Raw genomic sequence first — 26,333 nt, 5'->3', positions numbered from 1 at the left:
CCCCGATAAAATCGGGGTTTTTCATTTATGGAACTAAGTTATTGGGAGCATAAAAGCTGGTTTTCAAATGTGGATTTTACCGTTATCGGCAGCGGTATCGTAGGCATTAACTGTGCCATCAGCCTAAAGGAAAAATATCCTCACAGCAATATTTTAATCCTTGAAAAAGGCAGTTTACCCCAAGGAGCAAGCACCAAAAATGCAGGTTTCGCCTGTTTTGGAAGCGTTTCCGAAATTTTGTCGGACCTGAAGCATCATACAGAGGAAGATGTGGTGCAATTGGTTCAAAAACGTTGGGATGGCATTCAACGACTGCGAAGTCTGTTGGGCGATGAAGCCATCGGTTTTCAATTGCACGGCAGTCACGAACTTTTCCCGTTAGAAAAACCTCAGTTCTACGAAAACTGTTTGGAATCCATTCCTTTCCTCAACGGTTTGATGGAACCCATTTTTGGTCAAAAACCTTTTGTAACCAACAGTAATCTGTTCGGTTTTGCCAATATTCAAGAAAAATATATCACACACCGGCTGGAAGGGCAATTGGATACTGGAAAAATGATGCGTTCATTGATTCAAAAATGTTTGTCCATGGGAATTCCTATATTAAATGGAGTTATGGTGGAGGATATCGCTGAATCGAATTTGGGAGCCAAAATCAAAACAACCAACTTCGAATTTTCGTCCAAAAAAGTATTTGTGGCCACTAATGGTTTTGCGCCCAAACTGTTGAAATCAGAAACTGTGAAACCCGCACGAGCACAGGTTTTGGTTACGGAACCCGTCAAAAACTTGGAAATAAAAGGCACCTTTCATTTTGATGAAGGCTATTATTATTTCCGGAACATTGATAACAGAATCTTGTTTGGAGGTGGTAGAAACCTCGATTTTGAAACAGAGGAAACCACAGAATTCGGAGAGACTAAAATCATTCAAGACAAACTGGAAGCCTTACTACGAAATGTGATTTTACCAAATCATCCTGTCAAAATTGAGCGAAGATGGAGTGGCATTATGGGCGTGGGCAAACAAAAATCGCCTGTCGTAAAACAGGTTTCCAATTCCATATTTTGCGGTGTTCGGCTAGGAGGCATGGGCGTTGCCCTGGGCAGCCTAGTTGGTAAGGAATTGGCTGATTTGGCCGATTAAACCATTCTTCCGTCCAATAAATTGATAGTCCTGGAACCGTATTCAGCATTTTTCTCGGAGTGCGTCACCTGAATTATGGTTACCCCTTCATCATTCAATTGTTTAAACAGTTCCATGATTTCCTCTCCCTGCTTGGAATTTAGGTTGCCGGTGGGCTCATCCGCCAATATCAGTTTAGGATTTGATATCAATGCTCTGGCCACCCCGACCAATTGTTGCTGTCCCCCACTTAATTGGGCGGGAAAAAGATCCTTTTTTCCCACAATATTAAAGCGGTCCAGCATATCGGCTACCATGGCCTTACGCTCGGAACCTTTGATTTTTTTATAGATCAAGGGCATTTCCAAGTTTTCCTTTACGGTGAGGTCATCCAACAAATGATAGGACTGAAATACAAAGCCAATGTATTGTTTGTACAGATTAGATCGGTGTTTTTCTTTTAGGGAATGAACAGATTCATCTAAAAAATTATATTCTCCCTCATCAAAGGTATCCAGCATCCCGATAACGTTGAGCAAAGTCGATTTTCCCGAGCCCGATGGTCCCATTACAGAGATAAATTCTCCTTCTTCTACTTCAAGATTGATGTCTTTCAGCAAAAAGAAGCGTTGACCTCCTGAATGTACCCATTTAAATATGTTGTTGAGTTGTAATAGCATCTTATTTGTTTTTTATTTCGTCTAATTTTTTTCTAGAATTTTCGCACCAATAGCAATTGGTCTCAGGTTTAAGCTCTATCGCCTTTTTAAAACTTTTAATAGCGTTGGGCCGGTCTTTAAGCAAATAATATCCTTCACCTAAAGAATCCCAAAGATTTCCATCTTCTGGGAAAAGATCCGTGTTCAGTTTTAACAGTGCAACGCCCCATTCAACATTCTTGTTCTCTGATACTTGTTTAAAGCCGATTCGGTTCAAGAGCGCCTTATCATTTATTGGTGTTTCAGTTTTGCTTTCAATAAATTGAGGTAATAGACTCACTTTATCAGGAGAGTTCGACCTAATAAAATCAAAAACCAGCTCATACTTGTTTTTTGGAATTATTTTGGAACTGTATTCTTCATCCATCGCCATTGAGGCAATATCCCATGCTACATTTTCTGATTGGTGGTTTAAAATGATGTTAGACAAAGCAATTACCACTAAATCATCTTCTACAAACCTGAGAAAATCCGCAAAGTAAATTCCATTACTACCGTTATGTGCAACAATTTTTGTGTTGTTCCGTGAATTGAATATGGCCCAACCATACCCATAAAATGATGTTCTAGTTTCATTCTCTGGGACATGGGCCTTTTCCATTAACTTTTTTGTCTCGGCAGACAGCACTTTATTGTTTTCCAAAGCAAGGTGCCATTTGTACAAATCTTCGACGGTAGAATATATGTCTCCTTTTCCGATACTGTACCAATGCTCATTGTTATAGGGTAGATATTCCTGTGTTATTCCCCAATCTCTCCACTCACCATCTGTATAATGGAAATAGTATCCATGCGCAAGCTGCTCGCTGTTAAAATGTATCTCCTTATAACCTGTATGGTTCATTTGCAAAGGAGTCCAAAAGTTTTCCCTTAAAAATGTTTCATAATCTTGTTGGGAGACTTGTTCAATTATTGCTGACAACAAAATATAGTTGGCATTGGCATATGTATGTTTTGTTCCCGGCGCATACATTAATTCTGCTTCAAAAAAGTCCTTTAAAAAAACTTCTTTGCTCGCTTCATCATATCTGAAGCCTCCTGTTCTTGGTGATACACCAGAAGTATGGGTAAGCAATTGATGTATCGTAATGTCCCTTTTATCGGCAGGTACTTGTGGAAAATACTTTTCAATGTTATCCGAAACAGCCAGTTGTTGATCTTCCATAAGCTTCAAAATAGCAGCGGCCGTAAATTGTTTAGTAACAGACCCAATATTGAATACGGTTGCTTCCGTGTTCCCAATTTTTTGAGATCTATCGGCCCAACCATATCCTTTGGATAAAATGATTTCGCCATTTTTGGCAACAAGAACGCTACCCGAATAACCATTGGCAACGCTTTTGCCCAAATAATTGTCAATTTTAAATTCAAGCGTATTGTCATCCAGACTTTTTTGCGCAAGGATGGTATAATTAAAAAAGAGTGTCAAGCTCAAAGCTTTCAACAAAAGGGTTTTCATTTTAAAGTATCTTATTCAGTTCTCAAACTTTTTACGGGGTTGGTCTTTGCCGTCTTAATTGCTTGGCCACATACAGTTAGCAAAGCAATGGCTACAGCCACTATGCCGGCAATTGCAAACATCCACCATTCGATTTCGATTCGATATGCAAATTTTTGAAGCCATTTGTCCATAAAAACCCAAGCAATAGGCGATGCAATCACCAGTGCAAGAGTTACTAAAAAGACGTACTCTTTGGAAAGCAATCCAACAATACCCTTTACGGAGGCTCCCATCACTTTTCGGATACCTATCTCCTTGGTTCGTTGAAATGCCGTGAGGACCGCCAGTCCAAACAATCCCAAACAACTTATGAATATGGCAATCATAGTGGCCAAGTTCACCAAGGTGGACAACTGTTGCTCCTGTTGGTACAACTGTGCTATGGATTCGTCATAAAAGGTATAGGAAAAACTATCTGGAGGATAAAATTGATACCATTTTTGTTCAATTTTCTTCAAAGTGGTAGACCATTCGGCACTATTGCCCGTCAATTTAATGTTGAAATTGTCCAGATTCCCCTTTTCCATGTGAAATGCCATGGGGTCAATCGTGGAATAGAAATCCAGCATGTGAAAATCATTGACAACCCCCACAATAGGAAATTTTTCATCTTTTTGGCCAATATACTTGCCCAAAGCGTCTTCTGGAGAGTCAAAACCAAATGCCTTGACAGCAGTTTCATTGATTACACACTCTTGGGACTTTTCGGATGGATGGAGATTTCTCCCTGCCAATACCTTCAGGTCGTATAAATGAATGTATGAAGTATCTACCCACTTTCTGAACACTTGACGATTGATGGCAGGTTTTCCATCTTCAACATATTCGTATTGGGTTGAGGAATACCCACCTTCCAATGGTGCAACACCCAAGGAAACATTCTGGATGCCCGATATTGCCTTGAACTCTTCAGATAAGGCAAATTGCTTACCCTTATAATTATCGTCCAAAAAATATTTAAAGTGAATGGGCACCAAAACGACGGCGTCCTTATCAAAACCCATATCCGAAGTAAGGGAGTAATGCAGTTGTTTCCCTATAATCAAGGAGGAGGTAATAAACACCAAAGCAATCACAAACTGAAAGACAATAAGTGCTTTTTGCAGGTTGAAACCGTTGCTGTTTTTAGCGCGTAGGGAAGTGTTCCTGAATACATTGATGGCGTTGACCCGGGTGATTAACCAACCGGGGTACAAACCGGCCAAAAATGCAATCAAAATGCTTATGGCGGATATAAAAAGGACAAACTCCAAGATATCTGAAAAGGGTGAAATTTCTGCCGGAATAATATCTCTCAACAATCCAAAAAGCAATTTGATTAAGACAATGGACAAGATTGTGGCCAGAAGGGTGGTCACCAAGGTTTCCAGCAAAAATTGGCTTATCAACTGGGACTTGTTCCCCCCCAAGGTCTTTCGCACCCCAATTTCCTTGGCTCGTTGGGGAATACCGGCAACGCTCATGTTTATATAGTTGATACATGCCAAGAGCAGCAAAAAGAGGGCAATACCCATTAACCCATAAAGGATGGGTTTGCTGGCTTTCCTGATCTTTCTCTCACCAAGATGCGTGGCAAAATGTGATTCGCTCAAGGGCAACAATTCCATCCAGCGATTAAATTCAAATGTGCTTTCAGATTCGACCCTCCACTCTTTGGTTTTTTGTTGGATGATGGCATCGACCTGCTTGGCGATGATTTCAGGATTGGAAGCTACATCCAACTGAAGATAAAGCCTATCTGAATCATTGGTATTGGTCCATGTGTTCAAATTATATGCAATGTGTTCCAGAGGAAAAAATTCCTTTGTCGTGAACTCAGAGGGCTGTTCAAAATCAGCCACAATACCAGCCACTGTTTTGGGAATGGTGTCCCGATACCCGTAATAGAGAATGGTCCTGTCCAAAATCTCATTTGGAGCCTTTCCAGGGAAGTATTGTTTTGCTCTGCTTTCTGTTAATACCACACTATTGGGGTTGTCAAAAAAAGTGGATTCGGTCCCTGCCAACCAATGGTAGTTAAGCATTTGAAAGTAGGCCGAATCAATTGCAGCAATATCTCGCTGTTCCCCAAAATTCAATATACTGCCTGAAGGGTTCTTGACCTCAACATTCTGGTAGGATTTTTCGAATACGGGAACTACGTGCTCCAAGCCGTCCATTTGTTCCCGGATACCTTGGTATAATGGCTTGGAGGCCCCCCCATTATAATCTTCTTTTTCATCAAAAATGAAACCTGAAACAACGCGATAGATATTTTTCTTTTGGGCAAGATTTTGATCATAACTGTATTCATATGAAACAATCCTATAGATACTCCAGCATACACTGATCCCAATCGCCAGTCCAAAAATGTTCAATGCTGTGAACAATTGTTTTCGTTGCAAATGTCGGAGGGTTGTTATCAGGTATTTTTTGAACATGATAGTTGGGTTTATTCTGTTCTCAAACTTTTTACGGGGTTGGCCGCCGCGGCCTTAACAGTACGTGTGCCCACCGTAACAAAAGCAATCAAACAAGCCGTTAAGCCTGCAGCCATAAAAAACAAGGGGCTAAGGGAAACATGCGAAGCATAGTTCTGTAACCATTCATTTAAAAAATACCAAGCTATCGGTGTTGCAATGATAAATGCAAGACCCACCAACTTTAAAAAATCCTTGGTCAGCAAAAGTGCCACAGAAGATACACTTGCACCAACCACTTTTCGTACTCCGATCTCCTTGGTACGCTGGGCCACCACTAACATGGAAATGGCAAAAAGACCGATACAGCTCAACAGAATCCCCAACAAACTTCCGCTGGTCACAATGGTGGCCATGGTTTTTTCACGTTTAAAGGTTCGGTCCATGTTCTCATCCAAAAATGACCCCAAAAATTCTGCCTGGGGTTCTATTTTCTGCCATGCATCCTTTATAGCATCAAAGGATTTGGCCACATTTTTTGGGGCAATTTTCACGTAGGCATAGTAGAGATCCCAATTTTTGTCCATAAACAAGGTCAAGGGCTTTATTTCCTTGCTAATTTCCTGAAAATTAAAATCTTTGATCACCCCAACAACGGAATAGGTTACATTGTCGTCCATGGGGATAGTGATTGAGAGCGGATCTTCTTCTCCGAGTTGTTTGGCCATGGTTTCATTGATCACCAAACTTAAACTGTCAACAGCAAAATCCCTGTCGAATGTGCGTCCCTTTAAAACTTCCAAGTCCAAAGTCTTGGTATAATCATAATCAACGGTAATGGCACTAGTGACAACACCTCGTCCTTTATAATCAAAACCCATCATGCTGTTGGAAAGGCTTCCGTCCCGTCCCAGGCCCAAATTATTGTCGGCCCCCGTTACGCTCAACACATCCGGATTGCCTTTTAGCTCTTCCCTTAAAAGGTTCACTACACTATAGCTGTTCTTTTTCCCGTTTAATGGAATGGAGATCACCTGTTCCTTATTAAACCCCAAATCCTTGTTGCGCATGAACTCAATTTGACCGTGCAGGACCAAGGTGCCACTGATCAAAATGATGGCAATTGTAAACTGGAGTACGATCAAACCGTTTCGCAATCGGTTTTTGCCCAAATCCAACTTTCCTTTCAAGGCTCGGAGTGTGCTCAATTTGCTCATCAACAATGCGGGATAACCTCCTGCAATGAGTGTAATGGCAAAGACAGCCAATGCAAATAGAAGAATAACAGAGGGTTGGGTAACATCAGTAAAAGAAGCTTTTGTATTGAACAAGGTCTTGAATGGGTTCAAGAGCATATTGCTTGTCACGACTCCCAAAATAATGGAGAATGCGAATACAAAAAGGCTTTCCAACCAAAACTGGAAAAACAGTTGTTTTTTTATAGCTCCCAGGGTTTTTCGCATCCCGATTTCCTTTAAGCGTTTTTCACTGAGAGCTATGCTCATATTGATAAAATTGGCGCTTACGATGAAAATGATCACCAATGCGATTCCCAAAATCATGTAAGGAAAAATACGGATTACCTTGGCAATCCCTGAGGTGTACGACACAAAGTGTCTGTCGGTGATCGGAGTCAAATGAAATTGTTTGTATTTACCATTGGCATCTGGCACGGCCCCATCGCGGATATCACTTTCAATACCGCCCCTATAATGTAATTCGGTAAATGCCAAAGTGCTTTTTTCAAATTGTTCTGCGGAAACTCCTTTTGCAAGTTGTACATAAACAGGGTGGAACTGGGAATCCCATCGATCTTTGCTGGATAGGTATTCGGGATGGTTTTCAAACGGAATCACAATTTCAAAATCGATACTGCTATTGGCTGGAACATCCTGAAGGATTGAGGCAACGGTAAACGGTTTTTCTTCTCTACCTATTTTTAGTATAAGGGTCTTTCCGATTACGTTATCGGTATTCCCGAAAATTTTTCGAGCAGTTTTTTTGGTAATTCCCACAGCATTTTTTTCAGGTAAAGGATTTCTTGAATTGCCCAAAAGTGTGGGATAGGTGAATATTTTAAAAAATTCTGGATCTGCGAATTCAGCATCCAAACTCAATTCCTTGGAATTGTAGGTCACCAAAACATCTTCGCTAACCGATCGCGCAACATGTTTAATGCCCGCAACCTCTTCTTTTAATGCAGGGGCCAGCGGGACAGGGTTCGATACACTGATCTCTGTTCCCCTTGGGGTTTGATTGGACAGGTAAATTTGATATGCGGAATCTTTATTTTCATGGAATTGATCAAAAGAGAGTTCGAACAATGCTGTCATGGACAATAAGATAGCTACTGCAAAAGCACAGGTAAGTCCTACAATATTGGCAATACTGAAAATTTTGTTCTTGATCAGGTTTCGCCAAGCGATTTTTAAATAGTTCTTTAGCATTGTTCTTGTTTTATGATGGGTTATACTTATTCCTGACGCAATGAATCTACAGGGTTTTGATTGGCGGTCCGTGTATAGTTTATAGCAGCGATCAATGCCACCAGCAATAAGATGGAGAGGCTACATACGGCAAATATCCCCCAATGCAGCGGCACTTTAAAAGCAAAGTTTTGCATCCATTTGTCCACCGTAAGCCAAGCGCCTATCAACCCCAGCAACACAGCAGGAACGGCGACAAATTCCAAATCGGAAATAAACGATTTTAATATATCTGAAAGCGTCGCTCCGCTTATTCTTCTAATGGCCAGTTCTTTTCTTCGTCGGGCAGATTCGTTGAAGGTATAACCGAGCAACCCGATTATGGTAACCAAAAGAATAATGATGTTTCCTATCAGCATGGCATTGCGGAATCCTTTTTGACCTTTGTAGGCATTCAATTGTTCTGCTTCGAGACTTTTTATCTCCGCATCTTCGCGAGGGAAACCTAAGTTAAAAATATCGGTGATTTTATCGATAATTCCATCTTGGGCACCTTCATGAACCTTTACCATGATATTGAATGACGTGGAAGGGTCTTCTATTTTGAGTTGTTCAAACTTTTCTTCTGGCTGATAAAAAAATACGGATGGACGAACATCTGGGTTTGAAATTGATCGTACTACAAAATCTGGGTAAACGCCCTGTATTGTTGTATTTCCATGTTCAGTGACGGTAACCTGTTTTCCCACGACACCATCTGTCCAACCATTGTTCAGTTTAAGCAATTCCGCGCCTTTTTTACTAATAATGACATCGTTGGCCGCTGTTTGACCACTTATAAAGTTCTCGCCTTCAGATACTTTAATGCCCAATATGGATAAATAATTGCCATCAGCCTCATAAAAATCAGCTATATTGAACAACTCCTGTTTACCGTCGGGCGAAAGAATATTATTTCCCGCTGCGCCATTTATAGGGACGTCATACCCTAAACCGACAGTCTCTATTTCGGGCATGGCCCTTAGCTCGTTCAGGACCATATCAACTTTGTTCCCGGCCATACCTTCGGTAGAGCCGTAATAGACCCCTTCAGTAAGATAACCGTGATCGGCATTTTTCATGCTATTATATTGAAGGGTCACAATCACCAAAACGGTGAGTATAAATGTTGCTCCTATAAATTGAAAGGATAGCAGGAACAGTTTCCATTTGCCTTTTTTCTGTTGATAATCGCGAAAAGCTGTTGCCACAGGGATACGCGAAAAAAAACGTCCGGGGAAATAACTGGTAATAAGCACTAAAAGAACCATTAACAAGGTCAAAGGGATAATAACGTATGGGTTCAGCACAGAGGTTAGATTATGTCCCCATTGTGCCTCTGCCACGGGCTTCAATGCCCAGATCAAAAGCAATGCGCCCAATATTGAAACAGAGAAAATGACCACAGTCTCGGAAAAGATCATCTGTTGTAAGTTCTTGCTCTCCGCCCCACAGGTTTTGTGAATGGCAGAGCTCTTTGCTCTTGTAATCAGTGTTCCCATGGTCAAGAGAATGTAGTTCATCAAGGAAACGAACAATACCGAAAGGGCAATGGTGACCAGAATAATGATCATATCCTTTACATTGTCCATATGCATTTCTGTAATGGGCATAAATGAATATTGTAACACGACTCCTTGATGTTCTTCTTCCAGCTTTTCAATATCTTGATGTTTTACCTGCATGGCCCGAACACCTGGAGCCAAGTCTGCAGGACTAACGCCCGGACTCAACTTTACACAGGCATAATACCGGTCATTGCCCATCCAGTTTTCCGTACCATCCCAAGTAAACTGTTCGGTGGACACCATGGAAATCAAAACATCATATGTATAGTTGGTGTTCTCTGGCAAGGTTTCGAATACACCGCCTATGGTGAGCTTTTTGCCCGGATAATTCTTTATTTCAACAACCTTTCCAATAACATTGCCCCCTATATTATCCGCAATTTCCTGAGAGACCATACAGGTCATGGGGCTTTTTAAAATTTCCCGGGGATTGCCACTAACCATAGGAACAGGAAGCACATCAAACAGATGTTCGTCTGCCAATGAAATGGTGGCACTATAGCTGTTGAAGTCATTTGTATAGATCATATGATCTCCCAAGGCATTGAGGCGGGTGGCTGCCTCAATGCCAGGTACTTCTGCCTTTAAACCCGGCGCAATGGCCCCGCTGACTCTTGGATAGCTTTCCAATTGATCGGAAGACTTATCCATTTTAAAATTTTCGTGAACTACATGGATACGATCGGAATCTGGATAAAAACTATCGTAACTAAAGTAGTAGAGCACTTCGGAAAGTAGCAGTATTCCGAAAGCCAAACCTGCTGTTAATGATATGATTCTAGTAAGGGCATGTTCGCCTTTTCGGAACAATCTGCGAAATGCCAGTTTTAAAAAGTTCATCATAACTTAAAGTTTATTCGTTTCGCAAACTTTCAACAGGATTAATATTTGCCGTTCTATAGGTTCTTGTACCAATTACGGCCAAGGCCACCAGTACCATTCCCAGGCCACTGGCCATAAAGACCCACCAGCTCAAGTTTGTTTTGTAGGCAAATTCCTGAATCCATTCTTGAATAAGGTACCACGAAATGGGAACAGAAATCACAAAAGCTACACCTACCAAAATCAAAAACTCCTTGCAAAGCAATAGATTCAATTGGGCCAGATTTGCTCCCAAGACTTTGCGGACTCCAATTTCCTTTATTCTACGTTCTGTAGTATAGACCACTAATCCCATGAGCCCCATGCAGCTTATCAAAATGGCCAGGCCTGTGGCCCACTTTAGGAGCTGTACAGTGCTTCTTTCAGTACGATAGAAGCTTTCAACGACCTCATCCATAAATTGAAGGTTTATTTCTTCATCGGGATAAATCGAAGCCCAAGTTTTCTCTATTTGTTTAATGGAGTTGGTCCACTGCTCAGAATTTTCACCTAAATCAAAATGGATGCTTCTAAAGCTTGAATAATTGCCACGGCCCCAATCACCTGTAATCGCCATTGGGCCAATGGTTGATTTTAATGATTGCTGATTAAAATCCCGCATCAAGCCTACAATTTGAATGTTCATCGTATCCATTTTAATGAATTGGCCAACCACATCCTCAGGGTTTTCAAATCCAATTTCCTTGGCAAAAGCTTCATTTACGACATACTCTTCTATGCTGTCATTAAGTCGTTCCCGCCCAGAAATAATTGGAATATTATAAGTATCCAGATAGTTTACATCTCCCCACAACAATTGGGTTTGTTGGTGCATCTCAACATTATCCTTGTAATAAGTCAGTACTGTCGATGTATAATTGTTGGATGCAGGAGGACCATCACCAAAACTGACATTGGACAGCTCCTTTATTTCTTTTATTTGGTTGAAGAGCCTTTCTTTTTTAATCTTAGAATTATCGTTCCATGGAGCAGAAACATAAGCTATTGCCGTGGTTTTAATCCCCATGTCCTTGTTCATTACATAATTGAGTTGTTTTGCCACCAAAAGCGTCCCAATTACAAAAACCTGTGCCACCACAAATTGAAAAACGGTCAATGTTTTACGCAATCGCACCCCCCGGTCGCCTTTGGAAAATTGACCTTTAAGCACGGATACCGGTCGGAACCCGGAAAGGACAAACGCTGGGTAAAAACCGGACAGCACGCTTACCAAAATAATAAGTGCGAAAATGCCCAATACGCCTTTTAAGGTGTAGAGAACGGTAAGTGAAATATCGTCCGGTAAAAAATCCGCAAATTGGCGCAATAGCAATGGAGCCAATACAAGAGACAAAACAGCCGCAACAGAGGTTAAAATCAAGGTTTCTACCAAAAACTGACGTATAACGTGCTTTTTGGAACTCCCCAGGGTTTTTCGAATTCCTATTTCTTTAGCTCGCGTAAGTGCCTGGGCAGAATTTAGATTGACAAAATTCGCACAACCCAATAACAATAGGAACAAGGCCACAAAAGTCAAGCTTTTTAAAACTTTTATGCTGGCCACATGGTCGGAATTGTTAAACGGATATTCGGAATATTCCCCACCAAAATGAATATCGGTAAACGGTTGCATCACGAATAAGCGTTTTTGATTTTCGGCCCAAGGAGCCTTGTTTTTGTGTTCTTCTTCTAAAGCATCCAAACGGGACTGGATTACTGCAACGCTAGCTTGGTCCTTTATTTTAAAAAATAATTGATCTCCAGAATTGGTACTGTTCCAAGCGTCACTCGTTTTTAAATCCGATATACCAAACATTTTGGCCGAGGCCATGGACATAAATTCGGTAAACCTTAGATCGCTGTTTTGTTTAAAGTCGGCCACAACACCTGTTACTTTTACAGGAATGGAATCGTTGTAAATCAGGGTTCTTCCAATAATATTACCTATTTCGGTATGTGGAAAGTACCTTTCCGCCTTCTTTTCGGAGAGAACCACCTGTGCTACTTCGGAAAGGGCAGATTCCCTGTCTCCGGCCAACCAATCGTAATCAAAAAGTTCAAAATAGGCATCGTCTGCTATAATGGCATTTTCAACATTTTTAAAACTAAGATCTTGCCTTTTGTTTTCCACTTTTGAAAAACTTGTGTTTCTGAAAGGTGCTGCAATTTGAACACCTGGAACTCCTTCTTGAAAAGTACGCATTAAGGGAAGGGCAACACCTCTATTAGAAAATGTATTGCCCATGGACTTAAACTCTGTGGTTATCCTGTAAATCTTCTCCTTATCCTTGTGAAAAGTGTCAAATGAAAAATCGTAATAAACAATGGCACCAATCACCATAGCAGCACAAATCCCAATGGACAGGCCCAATACATTAATAAGTGAAAACAGTTTATTCTTTAATATACTGCGCCAGGCTATTTTTAAGTTGTTTAAAAACATGGTTGGTGTTTTAAATTGTTTATTCGCTCCTTAAACTTTTTACAGGGTTCACAATGGCCGCTTTAATACTTTGATAACTTACTGTCAACAGGGCTACGCCCACAGCCATTAATGCTGACAATGCAAATATCCACCATGGAATGTTTATTCGGTAAGAGAAGTCTTGTAGCCACCTATCCATGGCAAACCATCCCAAAGGAAGTGCAATGATTACCGAGAGCCCAACGAGTTTTAGGAAATCCATGGAGAGACGATACACAATTTGGCCAACTCCTGCACCTAGCACTTTTCGCACACCTATTTCCTTTACCCGTTTTTGCGCATTGAAAGCGGCAAGCCCAAGAAGTCCTAAACAGGCAATTATTATGGACAAAACGGTGAAAATCATGAAAATTTGCCCCAAACGTTGCTCCGCTTCATAACTAGTATTGAAGGAGTCGTCCATAAAATAATATTCGAATGGTTGAGTGGGGGCAATATCCATCCAGATATTCTCAATGTCCCCAATGGTTCGGGTAACGTCACCTTGGGCCAGTTTAATAATCAAATTACTGGCCCTATCAGTTCCATAAAATAGGGCAAGTGCCTCAACCTCATCCCGTAGGGATTCAAAATTAAAATCCTTTACAACCCCGATTACTGTAATCAGTGATTCTTCGTCAAAATTATCCAGAAATTGTTGGCCCAATACAGTTTCGGGGGTTTCCCCCAAAATAGCCACCGCTTTTTCATTAAGGATAATTGCCGTGGAATCGCTGGCGTATCGAGTAACATCAAAATTTCTACCTGAGATCAACGATAGCCCAATAGTGGAAATATAATTTTCATCCACGCGCCATTGTTGCATATTGATGGCTTTTTCCTGGCTTCGATCTTCCTTTCGCATAAATGAACTATCGCTTCGAGAAGATGGTGTGGGCAAATAGCTGCTTAATGTGGCCGTATTTACCTGACTTAATTGCCCCACTTCATTTTTGAAAGCCTTTTTGTTTCCTTCCAATGAATTAACCCCTTGAATCACCAAAACTTGATCTTTTGCATAGCCAAGATCTTTTCCTTGAATGTAATGCAATTGTTGGAAAACCGTCAATGTGCCCATGATAAGGAATACGGAAATGGAAAACTGGAGCACTACCAGAATGTTCCTGACACGTCCCCCACCAATGGAATTGTCTCCCTGACCTTTAAGTACTTTGGCCGCAACAAAACGGGACATAAAAAAGGCCGGATAACTACCGGACAGAATGCCCAAGGCCAAGGAAGCGATCAACAAAACCACCCAGAACAAGGGATTTGCAAATGGAATGGACAGTTCCTTACCACTGAGATCATTATACAATGGCATTGTAACGGCGGCAATGATTACCGCAAACACAAGGGATCCCATCGCAATCAATCCGGATTCGGTTAAAAACTGCCCGATCAAACTACTTCTTTGAGATCCCAATGTTTTTCGGATACCCACTTCTTTGGATCGTTTTAGGGAATGTGCAGTAGTGAGATTCATAAAGTTGACACTGGCCAATATGAGAAGAATCAGTGCTATGGCTCCTAGGATGTAGACATTTTTAATATCACTTACCGGACTAAATTCTGGTCCTCTTCCAGAATATAGGTGTATATCCGTAAGGGCGATGGTGGAGTATTTCATATAATTTCCAGAATCCAAAAACTGTTGTTCGGTAATTCCAGGAAAAAACCTTTGGGCATAAGGAATAAGGTATTTCCCTACCATGGACTGCATTTCGACCTCCAAATCTGCCACTGAAGCTCCGGGAATCAATTTTATGAGAGTATAATAATTATGGCTTCCCCATTCTGCCATCCGTGAATCTTCATATCCCGACATGGCCAAGAACAAGTCCCTGTCTCTTAAAAAGGAATTCTCGGGCATATCATCCACAATACCAGAGACTGTATATACCTCTCTATCGTTCAGCAAAACGGTCTTTCCGACGGCTTGGTCTATTGGAAAGTGTTTTACCGCAGCAGTTTTGGTCATGACCAAAGTATTGGGCTCTGTCAAAGCAGTATTTTCATCACCATAAAGGAGTTTTATCCCCAGCATTTTAAAGAAGGTGGAGTCGGCGTAGGTGACCCCTGGCTCGCGTACATTGCTACGCGTGCCTTCTTCTTTGATAAAAACACTTCCGACACCCCTGAAACGTGTGGTGAGTTCCACCTCGGGATAATCATTCATCATTGCACCGGCCATAGGTGCAGAGACCTCGGCCATTTGCTCCGCCTTGCCTCCGAACTTCATATCTGCATTAATGCGATATATCCGGTCTGCATCGGTGAACATGGTATCGTGACTTAATTCATCATAAATGTAAAGCCCTAGCAAAAGCCCACCAGCCATTCCAATAGCTAATCCAAATATGTTGAGAAATGTGAAGAATGGCTGCTTTTTAAGGCTCCTCCATGCTATTTTAATGTTGTTCTTAAACATGATTTTCGTTTTTTGATGATACCTGTTATTCTGTTCTTAGGCTTCGTGCTGGATTGGATTTTGCTGCTTTAATGGCCTGAAAGCTTACCGTTATAATGGTAACCGCAAAAGCTCCGATCATGGCAAGAGCAAAAATCCACCATTTCAAGATCACACGATATGGATACTCTTGTAGCCAACCGTTCATTACATAATAGGCTATGGGAACTGCTATAAAACAGGAGATAATTACCAGTTTTAAAAAGTCTTTGGACAACATGTTCCAAACGTTGAAAATTGAAGCGCCCAGTACTTTTCGTACCCCGATTTCCTTGGTGCGTTGCTCCGCAACAAAAGAGGTCAACCCAAATAGACCCAAACAACTAATTAAAATGGCCAATGCCGTAAAGATGCCCGACAGCGTGCCAATACGTACTTCCGATGCGAATTTTTTACCATATTCTTCATCAACAAAATCATATTGAAAAGGAATATTTGGGAAATGCTCTTTAAAAACACGCTCTACAATGGCCAAGTTTTGGCTCGTGCTTTGGTTAGGGTTCAAGCGAATATTGTAATATGAACCGTTGCCATTTTTGTCAAAAACATACCACCCCTGCTTTACCGGTTCATATGGGGATTGGGCAATCATGTCCTGTACTACGCCTATAATTTTCATGGGTTCAAAAGGATCCTCGGTATCGGAATCTTTTATAAATTTCCCTACCGGATTATTTAGGCCCATATATTTGACGGCAGTTTCGTTTATTAGTATGGCATTGGAATCAGAAGGGAATTCTCTGGAGAAATCCCGGCCGGCCACAATTTTTAAGTTTAGGCTTTTTGCATATTCAGGCGAAACTTCGGTCCAAGCCAAATCTTCCTGGAAACCCTCAGGTTTACCTTCCCAATCAAACCCGCTCCTATTGGACCAGATTCGTGTAGTAGGTGCACTAGAGGTTGACATTTCTGTAACCGCTCCTGAATTGATGAACTCATTCCGCATCAATTCAAACTTCCCATCAAAGTCTTGGCTCATAGTTGGGATTTGAACCAAACCTTCCTTGTCATACCCTATCGGGCGGCTTTTTGCATAGTTGATCTGTTGCATCACAATTACAGTGCCTATAATGAAAGCTACAGATACCGTAAACTGTACCACTACCAAAATTTTTCGTGGCAATCCTGAATGTTTTCCTGTTTTAAAGGTGCCCTTTAGTACATCAACTGGTTTGAACGAAGACAAATAAAGTGCAGGATAGCTACCTGCCAGTACGGCCGTGAAAAGAATAAACACCAACGAAGCACCCCAAAAAGCAGTAGATGTCCATGGAAATTCCATTTCTTTTCTGGCAAGGTTATTAAAGCCATTTAAGGAAATTACCACGATTAAGACAGCAATTATAAAAGCAAGAAATACAACTAAAAAGGATTCGCCCATAAACTGGTTGATCAATTGCCTGCGTTGTGATCCAATTGATTTTCTGATGCCAACTTCTTTTGCTCTTTTTTCAGATCTGGCGGTACTCAGGTTCATAAAATTGATGCAGGCCAACAGTAGCACAAAAGCACCGATGATGCCAAACAGCCAAACATACTTGATTCGGCCGCCAACTTGTTTGCCATTTTCAAAATTGGAGCGTAGGTGCCAATCTTCCATGGGGAGCAAAAACAATTGAGGATTGAATTCCGCGGTATCTTCGCTAATGTCTTTTTTTACGTTCTTGATTTTGTCAGTGACCACCTCCATAGAAGTGTTATCCGCAATCTGGACAAACATCTGAAAAGAGTTGTTGCCCCAATAGTCTTCAGATTTTTTGACCCATTCAAAAATTGTTATGTACTTATCCCATGGCATTAAATAATCGGTATCGCTAAAGGAGGTATTGAATGGAAGGTCCTCGTATACAGCGGTAACCATCATATCATATTGGCTGTTCACTTCGAGGACTTTTCCGATGGGTTCCTCATCGCCAAACAAGGCATTGGCCGTTGATTCCGAAATCATGATGGAATTGACTTCTCTGATTCCATCTTTTTCTCCTTTTAAAATATTGAGGTCCAGCATTTCAGGAGCTTCTTTTTGCATAAAGTTTCCCTCCCGTGAAATACTGGTTTCTTTGTATTTAAGATACTGTGGGGTGGTCCAGGACGACATCACTACATGCTTAAAATTATCCATATAGCCCTCCTTAAAAGCTTTTTCCAAAGGACGTGGGATGGCAGGCCCGGTACCCGTTTGTCCATTCATGGTCTGTGATTGGTAGATTTGGGCAATCTGCTCTTTATACGTGAAGTAATTGTTATGGCTCAATTCATCTTTGATCCAAAGACCAATAATGAGTGTCACGGCCATTCCCAAAGCAAGACCTCCCACATTGATAATGGTATAGGCCTTGTGTTTGGTCAAATTCCTCCAGGCAATTTTTAGATAATTCTTAAACATGATTGATGGTTTTTGATTGATTTATTCTGTACGTAATCCTTTAGTAGGCTGCAAAAATGCCGCTCCTATCGATTGATAACTAATTGTAAGTATTGCTATGCCAAGTGCTATAAGTGCTGCGGTTGCAAATATTTCCCAACCAATGGTTATGTGATAAGCAAACCCCTCCAACCATCGATTCATAAAGTACCACCCAATTGGAATTGCAATGCAAATGGAAATAACGATCAGCTTTAAAAAATCGAGTGTAAGCAGCTGGTAAATATTCTTGAACGGGGCTCCCAAAACACGTCGGATACTTATTTCCTTTCGTCGTTGTTCCACCATAAAGGCAGAGAGGGCAAATAATCCCAAACAAGCTACAAGTAAGGCGAATAGGGCGAAGCTGTTGAATATTTTACCCATTCGTTGGACGTCATCATGCATTTGTGCAAATTCTTGTTCCAAAAAAGTATAATTGAGTGCTTGGTTCGGTATATTCCTGTTCCACACCTTTTCTATGGATGATAAAGCTTCTGATGGATTCCCTTTTTCCAGTTTTATGGAAACGGCACCAACATCTTTTCCTATCACCAAGGATAGTGCGGAGATATCCTCCTTCAGGGATTTAAAATGGAAGCTTTCTATAACTCCAATTATCTCAAAAGTTTGACCACCATTGTCCACTTTTTTGCCAATTGGGTCTTTTAAACCTAAATCAGAGGCCATTTTAGTATTGATGACAATGGAATTAATCGAATCATAGGCAAATTCCCTGGAGAAATCCCTCCCTTTTGTCAGTTGAATGCCCAAAGTTTTAATGTAGTCGTAATCCACTCTCCAAATTTGGGCGGGAATACCTCTACCTCCATCATCCTGGCCTTCCACCATAAAGGTGTTCCCGTTTCTACTTCCCCCATCAACAGGTAGGTAATTGGTAGATGTTACATTTTTTACTTGTGATAATGAAGATAGTTGCTCTTTAAAAGATTCAATTTTGTTCCCAAGAATATTGGTTCCCTCGAGAACCACAACCCGCTCTTTATCATATCCTAACTCCTTACTGATTATAAAGTCCATTTGACGGTAAATAATCAATGTTCCAATAATCAATATTACCGAAGTGGTAAACTGAAAAACCACTAAACCACTCCTTAATCTTCCACTTTTACTTCCAACACTCAGCGTACCTTTTAAAACGTTCACTGGCCTAAATGCAGATAAATAGAAGGCCGGGTACAAACCTGCCAAAACCCCGATCAATAGAGCGGCTATCAATAAGGCTGGAAGAAACCACCATGTGGACCATGGCAATTCCATGTTTTTCGAAGCAATCTCATTAAACATAGGTAGCAGTGCCCATGCCAGTGCAATCCCCAATACAAAAGAAATGATACTGAAAACCACCGATTCCGTAAGAAACTGGTTCACAAGATTATTCCTAAAAGCACCAATAGTTTTTCTAAGCCCTACCTCTTTGGCCCTATTGGCCGACTTGGCCGTGGAAAGGTTAATAAAATTGATCATGGCCAAGAGCAATACAAAGGCAGCGATTGCAGCAAACAACCATATAAACTTGATATCACCGTGCTTTAGACCGTCCTGCATTTTAATATCGGACCTTAGGTAGATGTCCGTTACTGGTTGCAGTTTATATTCAATCGTTCTTAACACATCTATAAAATCAGCTGAGCGACCTCGCTTTATTTGGGCCGGAATAATATAATTTTCGACAATTGAAGACATTTTTTGCTCCAATTCCTGAATGTTGGTGTTGGGATTGACCAATACGTAGGTGAAATAATTCTGGTTTGTCCAACTCATGTTGGTATCTTCTACCGGAAGAAGAAAATCAAAATAAAGATGGGAGTTCGCGGGTAAATCTTCCATTACACCTGTTACGGTATAAGGAGTTGAAGCATCATTGTCCAAAAATATGGTCTGTTCCAGTGCATTGCCATTGGGAAAATACTTATCCGCCTTAGATTTGGAAAGAACGATGCTTTTGGGCTCTGTTAAAGCGGTTTCTGGATTACCTTGTTTCAGATTGATTTCCAAAATATCGAATGCTTCTTGGTCGGCCAGAACAAAGTTCTCCTCAAAGGTGTTTTCCTGTTTACCATTCACCCGAATTCCATGCTTGCCTGCACCAAAAATCTCAATGTTGTTTACTTTTCCCGCTTTAATTATTTCTGGAAAATCCGATTGGACTGCATCGGCAAAAGGCAACTGAAAATGAGTACTTTTCAATACCTCGCCTTGGAGTACTCCCTGCATCACCACCCGATAAATTTGATTCTTTTTGGTATAGTGCTGGTCGTAACTGACCTCATTGCGAATAAAAAGCGTAATTAAAAGACAGGCGGCGATACCCACGGCAAAACCTCCAATTTTTATAAAAGTGAAGAGCTTGTCTTTTTTGATAGTTCTCCAGGCGATATTTAGGTGGTTTTTGAACATGTCTTTTTCTTTTTTTGATTTATTCTGATCTCAGACTTTTAGTCGGATTGGCCAATGCTGCCCTAATTGATTGAAAACTGACGGTAAAAAGGGCTATGCCCAATGCCATTGCTCCAGCCACAACAAATACCCACCATTGGATTTCAATTCTATAGGCAAACCCTTCAAGCCAATTTTCCATAGAAAAATAAGCCAGCGGAAAACCTATGAGTAAACCTACCAGTACCAATTTGGCAAAATCCATAGAAAGCATTTGACTGATTTTGCGTACAGAGGCTCCCAGTACTTTTCTAATACCAATTTCCTTTCTTCGCTGTTCTGCCGTAAATGTGGAAAGGCCAAATAGCCCTAAACAAGAAATAACAATGGCAAGCAGTGCAAAAATCTGTGAAAGGCTGCCCACAAGTTTTTCGCTTTTGAACTTCGAACTAAATGCATCATCAATAAACTCGTACTCAAAGGGAAAAGCAGGATTGTATTTTTTCATCACTTTTTCCATTGAGGCAAGAATGGATGTCATTGTATACCCAGACTTAGCCCTTACATACATGTTATAGGTATACTGTGGGTAGTTAAAGAACATCACCGGATCACTAGTATCATACATATTGCCATATAAAAAATCTTTGACCACACCGATTACCGTATACACGTCTTCACCGCGGCGAATTGTTTTTCCAATGGCACTTTCACCGCCCATTAATTTGGCAAGGGATTGTGTTATCATCACATTTGTGCTGTCCAATGCGGTGTTATCTCTGAAACCATGTCCTTCAGTAATTTCCAGACCTGTGGTTTCAAAAAATTCAGGACTAATAAATCTATGGGAAATGAGCACATCCTTGGTGTTTTTACCTCCTTGCCATTCCCAACCAGAACTATTGCTGCCTCCTGAAAGTATGGAGGTGTTTAAAAGCGCTACATTTTCAATAGTGCCAGAAGCAATCATTTCCTGCTTTATGGGCACAAAGTCCTTTAATACATTGCCGTTTACTGGAAGTTGTATAAGATTTTCTCTATCATATCCCATATCGCGGCTCTTTACATGCTCAATCTGTTGGTAAACAATAATGGTGCTGATTATAAACACAATGGAGACCGTGAATTGCGCGACGACCAGACCCTTTCGAATTATAGGGGCACTGCCCTCTTTGACCTTTATTCCCTTAATTATTTTTATTGGCCTGAAAGAGGATAAATAAAGGGCCGGGTACCATCCGGCAAGTACACCACAAATAAGATTAATCCCAAAAAGTGAGGACAAATGGATATAATTAAAAAGATGAAGCTCAATTTGTTTTTGAACAAGAATGTTGAACATGGGTAGAAGAAGTGCCAGCAATAGGACACTCACTATTGTAGCCATAGTTGCTGTAAGGAAAGCTTCTGTCATAAATTGTATGACCAATCTTTTTTTGCTGGAACCCAACACTTTGCGCACTCCCACTTCCTTAGCTCTTTTTTCACTGCTTGCTGTGGAAAGATTCATGAAGTTAATGCAAGCGATAAGCAAAATTATTATTGCTATAAGGGAAAATAAACGCACATATTTAATCTGACCGCCAACTTTTATTCCGTTCTCAAAACCAGATCTCAAATGCCAGTCTTTCATTGGGTGCAGAAAGGCATACTTGCCTTCTTTTCCTGTTTTAGAAGGAATAAGTTTTTGCACTTTTTCGTTTACGGTTTCAAAATCAGCTTCTGGTGTAAGCTCAACGAACGTGTCAGCAAATCCATTTTGGTATTCATTGATCCAATCTTTTCCAACGGCAAACCTTTCAAAGGGAGCAACCCAATTGAAATTGTAAGTAACGTTATTGGGCAAGTCTTCAAAAACCCCGGTGATTCGATAATTTGATTCATTATTGACCTTAATTACTTTACCCAAGGCCTTTGTGTCTTTGCCGTATAATTGGGTTGCCATCTTTCTAGAAATAACAATGGCGTCAAAATCCTTAAAGGCACTAGCCATATTTCCCTCAACAAAAGAAAGACTGAACATGCTTAAAAAATCAGGGTCTACATACCTGCCATAATTATTAATGCCTTTGTCATTAACAGTAAACAAAAGATTCTCCCCTACTGTTCTTGCACTACCAATAACGCCAGGAATTTCATCTTTTATTGCTTCTGCCAGAGGTCCAGGTGCAGATTGATAGAATGTACGCCACTCACCTTCAAACAGGTTATTTGTGGGCACATAATATACTTGGTCTCTTTTGGGAAAAACGTTGTTGAAGTTTACTTCGTCCTCAACCCAAAGCAATATCAAGCCAGCACAGGTAATCCCAATGGCCAGCCCAAAAATGTTTAAGGCACTGTACCCTTTATTTTTCCAAAGATTCCGCCAAGCGATTTTAAGATAGTTCCTGAACATAATGTTCATTTATGATTGATGATTAAACTCCTACACCATTGTTTTCATGGGTTTGTTTTGGCTTTCAGTCACAATTTGACCGTCGAATAGGTTAATGACCCTGTGTGCGTAGTGCGAATCGCGATCGGAGTGAGTTACCATAACAATGGTAGTTCCTTCTTGGTTTAGCTCCGTCAATAGGTTCATCACTTCAATACCGTTTTTGGAATCCAAGTTACCTGTTGGCTCATCCGCCAAGATCAGTTTTGGATTGGTCACCACTGCACGGGCAATGGCCACCCTTTGTTGTTGCCCTCCGGAAAGTTGCTGTGGAAAGTGCTTTTCCCTATGTGCAATCTTCATGCGCTCCAATACTTTCATAACTTTTTCCTTTCTTTCAGCCTTATTCATTTTAAGGTAGATCAAGGGAAGTTCCACATTTTCAAAAACAGTAAGCTCATCAATAAGGTTAAAACTCTGGAATACAAAGCCAAGGTTACCTTTTCTAAGCTGGGTTCGTTGGCTTTCTTTTAGTCCGCCCACTTCGTGCCCTGCAAAATTGTAGCTGCCCTCCGTAGGGTTGTCCAGCATGCCAATAATATTCAGCAAAGTAGATTTTCCACATCCGGACGGACCCATGATTGCTACGAATTCACCCTCTTCAACTTTTAGGTTTACACCGTTCAAAGCCAAGGTTTCTACCTCCTCCGTTCGGAAACTTTTTTTAAGATCTGTTATCTGTATCATTTTTTCGATGGTTGTTTTATGTTTTGTTTAAAGACTACACTTTTTTGATTGATGTTACATTTCTACGAATTATTTCAACACAATCCGTTCTGCATCACCGAAACTATCATAGTTGCTGGTAATGACCTGTTCTCCTGGTTGAAGTCCTTCGAGGACTTCATAATATCTTGAATTTTGTTTTCCCAATCGCACATTGCGCTTAATGGCTTCGTTTCCATCGGGACTAATCACAAAAACCCATTGGCCGCCTGTACTTTGGAAAAAGCCGCCTTTCGGCAACAAAAGGGCATTGTTGGATTCGCCCAATTGCAATCGTATGTTGTAACTCTGCCCAGCGCGAATGGTTTCCGGTTTTTCGTCCACAAAAACCAAGTCTACGCGGAACCTGCCGTTTCGAACTTCTGGATATACCTTGCGCAAGCGCAATTTGAACTCGTTGCCATTACGTTCCAAAGTGGCGGAAAGGTCTCTTTTTACACGATCAATGTAATGCTCGTCAATATCGGCTTCAATTTTAAAGTCGGTGAGCACGTTAATCTGTCCAATACGTTGCCCCTGTGAAATATTCTGACCGATTTCGGCATCCAAAAACCCAAGCTGCCCATCAGCGGGCGCACGAACATTTAAATGGTCCAAACGTTCGTAGACCATGGATAAAGTTTTTTGCATACGCGCCAAGTCGGTGTCCAATCCTTTTAGGGAGGTTTTCCTCAATTCATCATCTTGCTCGGTCTGTAGCTTTACGATTTCGTATTGCTTTTGTGCCAATTCGTAATCTTCCTTAGATTTTAAATACGTTTCCTTGGAAATCAATTGTTCTTCATACAACTCTTTGTTCTGCTCATGGGCACGTTTTAGTCTTTGGACATCGTATTGTGCTGTTGCCAAGGATTTTTTTCCTTCAACTTGTCGTGAATCAAAAGTAAGTTTGGTAGAGCGAAGATCGTTCTGCTTTAGTGCCAGGTTACTTTCGCTGGCCAATATTTGCTCGTACAGGGCCATATTCTCTAGTTTTAGAATAATGTCCCCTTTTTTAACCATGGAACCTTCTTCAATCAACTTTTCGGATACCCTTCCACCTTCGTATGCATCCATATAAATAGTGGCAATTGGGGCCACGTTACCATTTATGGTAATATAATCATCGAACTTGCCGTCGGTAACGGAAGAAATGGACAAACGCTCCTTTTCCGTTCTAAAAGTGGACATGGAAGTGGCGAAAATAAATTTGTAGCCAACAAACAAGAGCAATATTCCCAAGGCTATATAACCATAGTGCTTGAGCTTAAGTCCTTTCTTTTTTTCTAATTGTATATCCATCGTATTTTTTAGTTGATATTAAAAATTGGTAGACCGTTATAAAAGTCAATAGTGCTTTGGTTGACTTTTAACCTTAGACTTACTTGTAGGTTTTGGTTCTGTGCAACACCGTAAAGATTCTTTGCCTGAAAAAGTTCCAGGGCATTTATCAGTCCTTTTTCGTATCTCTTTTGCGCTATGGTAAAAGCGATTTGTTGTGATTCTACTTGTTTTGCACTCTGTTCGTATTCTGCAATAAGGGCCCTATTATCTTGAACAAGTTGTTGCAACAACTGAAAAAGTTCCTGCTCCTGAATTTCCAAATTATTCTTGGCCTGCATATACGCTATCTTACGCTGCTTAACTCTGGAATGGTTGGACCATCCATTACTTATAGGAATATTCAATTGTGCCCCAACAAACTTGGACGTGTTATCACTAAACTGTGTTCTAAAAGGTATAACATTACCATTTTCATCTACATTGGTCTCAAAATAGCTGGTTCCGTAACCTGCAAAAAGTGATAAAGAAGGAAACAACCCCCCTCTTGTGGCCTGCAATTGTTTTTTTGCTGCTGTGACTCGATATTCTTGCGATTTAACTAAAGGCACAAATCCTCTAGCGGATTGGTACAGGGAATCCAAAGCAACATCTTCATTTACCATAGTTTCCTCCAAGCTTTCTTGAAGTTTTATATCCGACGCCTCTGTCAAATTCATTTCTTGAATCAATGCTAGCTTGGCATTTGTAAGTTGGTTTCTATTCTGTGTCAACAAAAGTTTATCTCCCAAAAGATTGGACTCTGCTTCATAAAGCTCGGCACCGGCCATTAGGCCAAGTTCCACTTGTTTCTTGACCAAATCATAGTTTCCTTGGGAAATTTCCAGTTGCTCCAAGGAATTGGCCACCAAACCTTCGAAAAATTTAATATCGTAATAGGCACTCATTACCCTAAAAGCCAGTAGAAATTTCTCTTGTAGAATATCTTCTTGCGTTGCCTTGTAAATAAACTTGGAGGCTCTTATGGTGTTTAATTTTTGAAATCCACGAAACAAGTCCAAGTTGGCGTTAAGGGAATAATTATTACTGAAGAACTGCGTATTCACAAAATCGTTGGTCTGCGGATCTGCAGATCTACCATATCTAATACTGTAATCGGTGGATCCGTTTATCGAAGGCAACAAATCCCTGACAGACTGTCTATAAGATTCCCGGCTAGATTCGTTGTTATACGAAGTATTCTTTACCTGAAGGTTGTGCTCAATGGCATAGTCCACACATTCTTCCAAGGTCCAAACCTCTTGGGAGACCCCAATGAATGCAGTAAATAATAATAAGGTTGTTATGTATGTTTTTAGGCTCATAATTTTATCCTGTGCCAAACTACTGTCCATTCTTGTGCCAAATTCATTATGATTTGATTATCAATTAATTACAATATTGAATATACAACAAGAGCGAATTAGATGTAAAAATTTTGTACAAAAAATGTCAAAATATTTTACACTAAATTAAAACATATCGAAGCAATTAC

14 protein-coding genes are annotated in these 26,333 nt (G+C 40.7%); 1 reads left to right on the top strand and 13 read right to left on the bottom strand.

Going from position 1 to position 26,333, the window contains the following annotated elements; translation table 11 throughout:
- Nucleotides 1–27 precede the first annotated feature (27 nt).
- Nucleotides 28–1,146 carry an NAD(P)/FAD-dependent oxidoreductase gene (locus ACQQ5U_RS06320; protein ID WP_437396134.1) on the top strand — a complete coding sequence of 373 codons (1,119 nt, stop codon included), beginning with the start codon at nt 28–30 and terminating at the stop codon, nt 1,144–1,146.
- Here ACQQ5U_RS06320 and ACQQ5U_RS06315 read toward each other — a convergent pair.
- From ACQQ5U_RS06315 to ACQQ5U_RS06255, 13 genes are all read right to left on the bottom strand, one after another.
- Nucleotides 1,143–1,805 carry an ABC transporter ATP-binding protein gene (locus ACQQ5U_RS06315; protein WP_437396133.1) on the bottom strand — a complete coding sequence of 221 codons (663 nt, stop codon included), beginning with the start codon at nt 1,803–1,805 and terminating at the stop codon, nt 1,143–1,145. The genes ACQQ5U_RS06320 and ACQQ5U_RS06315 overlap by 4 nt on opposite strands.
- A 1-nt stretch (nt 1,806) precedes the next feature.
- A complete protein-coding gene (locus tag ACQQ5U_RS06310) occupies nt 1,807–3,303 on the bottom strand; it encodes a serine hydrolase (protein WP_437396132.1) in 1,497 nt (498 codons plus the stop codon).
- A gap of 11 nt (nt 3,304–3,314) precedes the next feature.
- A complete protein-coding gene (locus ACQQ5U_RS06305; protein ID WP_437396131.1) occupies nt 3,315–5,765 on the bottom strand; it encodes an ABC transporter permease in 2,451 nt (816 codons plus the stop codon).
- Between the two features lie 11 nt (nt 5,766–5,776).
- Entirely contained in the window at nt 5,777–8,191 is a 2,415-nt protein-coding gene (locus tag ACQQ5U_RS06300; protein WP_437396130.1) for an ABC transporter permease, read from the bottom strand.
- A 26-nt stretch (nt 8,192–8,217) separates the two neighbouring features.
- Nucleotides 8,218–10,620: an ABC transporter permease gene (locus ACQQ5U_RS06295; RefSeq protein ID WP_437396129.1), complete on the bottom strand. Its 2,403-nt coding sequence runs from the start codon at nt 10,618–10,620 to the stop codon at nt 8,218–8,220.
- Between the two features lie 10 nt (nt 10,621–10,630).
- On the bottom strand, nt 10,631–13,081 hold the full coding sequence (locus ACQQ5U_RS06290; protein ID WP_437396128.1) for an ABC transporter permease: 2,451 nt from the start codon (nt 13,079–13,081) through the stop codon (nt 10,631–10,633).
- Nucleotides 13,082–13,100: 19 nt separating this feature from the next.
- Nucleotides 13,101–15,533 carry an ABC transporter permease gene (locus tag ACQQ5U_RS06285; RefSeq protein ID WP_437396127.1) on the bottom strand — a complete coding sequence of 811 codons (2,433 nt, stop codon included), beginning with the start codon at nt 15,531–15,533 and terminating at the stop codon, nt 13,101–13,103.
- A gap of 25 nt (nt 15,534–15,558) precedes the next feature.
- Complete coding sequence (locus tag ACQQ5U_RS06280; protein ID WP_437396126.1) at nt 15,559–17,958, bottom strand: ABC transporter permease; 2,400 nt, start codon at nt 17,956–17,958, stop codon at nt 15,559–15,561.
- 21 nt (nt 17,959–17,979) lie between these two features.
- On the bottom strand, nt 17,980–20,397 hold the full coding sequence (locus ACQQ5U_RS06275; protein WP_437396125.1) for an FtsX-like permease family protein: 2,418 nt from the start codon (nt 20,395–20,397) through the stop codon (nt 17,980–17,982).
- 19 nt (nt 20,398–20,416) lie between these two features.
- Nucleotides 20,417–22,774, bottom strand: coding sequence for an ABC transporter permease (locus tag ACQQ5U_RS06270; RefSeq protein WP_437396124.1), 2,358 nt, complete (start codon nt 22,772–22,774; stop codon nt 20,417–20,419).
- Nucleotides 22,775–22,804: 30 nt separating this feature from the next.
- Complete coding sequence (locus tag ACQQ5U_RS06265) at nt 22,805–23,500, bottom strand: ABC transporter ATP-binding protein (protein WP_437396123.1); 696 nt, start codon at nt 23,498–23,500, stop codon at nt 22,805–22,807.
- 69 nt (nt 23,501–23,569) lie between these two features.
- On the bottom strand, nt 23,570–24,820 hold the full coding sequence (locus tag ACQQ5U_RS06260; RefSeq protein ID WP_437396122.1) for an efflux RND transporter periplasmic adaptor subunit: 1,251 nt from the start codon (nt 24,818–24,820) through the stop codon (nt 23,570–23,572).
- Nucleotides 24,821–24,828: 8 nt separating this feature from the next.
- Nucleotides 24,829–26,193, bottom strand: a complete 1,365-nt coding sequence (locus ACQQ5U_RS06255; protein ID WP_437396121.1) for a TolC family protein — start codon at nt 26,191–26,193, stop codon at nt 24,829–24,831.
- Between the last annotated feature and the right edge of the window lie 140 nt (nt 26,194–26,333).

The organism is Flagellimonas lutimaris (assembly GCF_051494225.1).
Taxonomy (GTDB): Bacteria; Bacteroidota; Bacteroidia; order Flavobacteriales; family Flavobacteriaceae; genus Flagellimonas; species Flagellimonas lutimaris_A.
The sequence above is the reverse complement of the archived record's forward strand: the minus strand, read 5'-3'. Positions and strand labels throughout refer to the sequence as shown.

Excerpts from the sequence above, each read along its gene's own strand:
- ACQQ5U_RS06310 (WP_437396132.1), bottom strand. The coding sequence starts at position 3,303 with ATGAAAACCCTTTTGTTGAAAGCTTTGAGCTTGACACTCTTTTTTAAT.
- ACQQ5U_RS06295 (WP_437396129.1), bottom strand. The coding sequence starts at position 10,620 with ATGATGAACTTTTTAAAACTGGCATTTCGCAGATTGTTCCGAAAAGGC.
- ACQQ5U_RS06300 (WP_437396130.1), bottom strand. The coding sequence starts at position 8,191 with ATGCTAAAGAACTATTTAAAAATCGCTTGGCGAAACCTGATCAAGAAC.
- ACQQ5U_RS06260 (WP_437396122.1), bottom strand. The coding sequence starts at position 24,820 with ATGGATATACAATTAGAAAAAAAGAAAGGACTTAAGCTCAAGCACTAT.
- ACQQ5U_RS06280 (WP_437396126.1), bottom strand. The coding sequence starts at position 17,958 with ATGTTTAAGAATTATCTAAAAATTGCCTGGAGGAATTTGACCAAACAC.
- ACQQ5U_RS06255 (WP_437396121.1), bottom strand. The coding sequence starts at position 26,193 with ATGGACAGTAGTTTGGCACAGGATAAAATTATGAGCCTAAAAACATAC.
- ACQQ5U_RS06270 (WP_437396124.1), bottom strand. The coding sequence starts at position 22,774 with ATGTTCAGGAACTATCTTAAAATCGCTTGGCGGAATCTTTGGAAAAAT.
- ACQQ5U_RS06315 (WP_437396133.1), bottom strand. The coding sequence starts at position 1,805 with ATGCTATTACAACTCAACAACATATTTAAATGGGTACATTCAGGAGGT.
- ACQQ5U_RS06275 (WP_437396125.1), bottom strand. The coding sequence starts at position 20,397 with ATGTTCAAAAACCACCTAAATATCGCCTGGAGAACTATCAAAAAAGAC.
- ACQQ5U_RS06285 (WP_437396127.1), bottom strand. The coding sequence starts at position 15,533 with ATGTTTAAGAACAACATTAAAATAGCATGGAGGAGCCTTAAAAAGCAG.
- ACQQ5U_RS06265 (WP_437396123.1), bottom strand. The coding sequence starts at position 23,500 with ATGATACAGATAACAGATCTTAAAAAAAGTTTCCGAACGGAGGAGGTA.
- ACQQ5U_RS06290 (WP_437396128.1), bottom strand. The coding sequence starts at position 13,081 with ATGTTTTTAAACAACTTAAAAATAGCCTGGCGCAGTATATTAAAGAAT.
- ACQQ5U_RS06320 (WP_437396134.1), top strand. The coding sequence starts at position 28 with ATGGAACTAAGTTATTGGGAGCATAAAAGCTGGTTTTCAAATGTGGAT.
- ACQQ5U_RS06305 (WP_437396131.1), bottom strand. The coding sequence starts at position 5,765 with ATGTTCAAAAAATACCTGATAACAACCCTCCGACATTTGCAACGAAAA.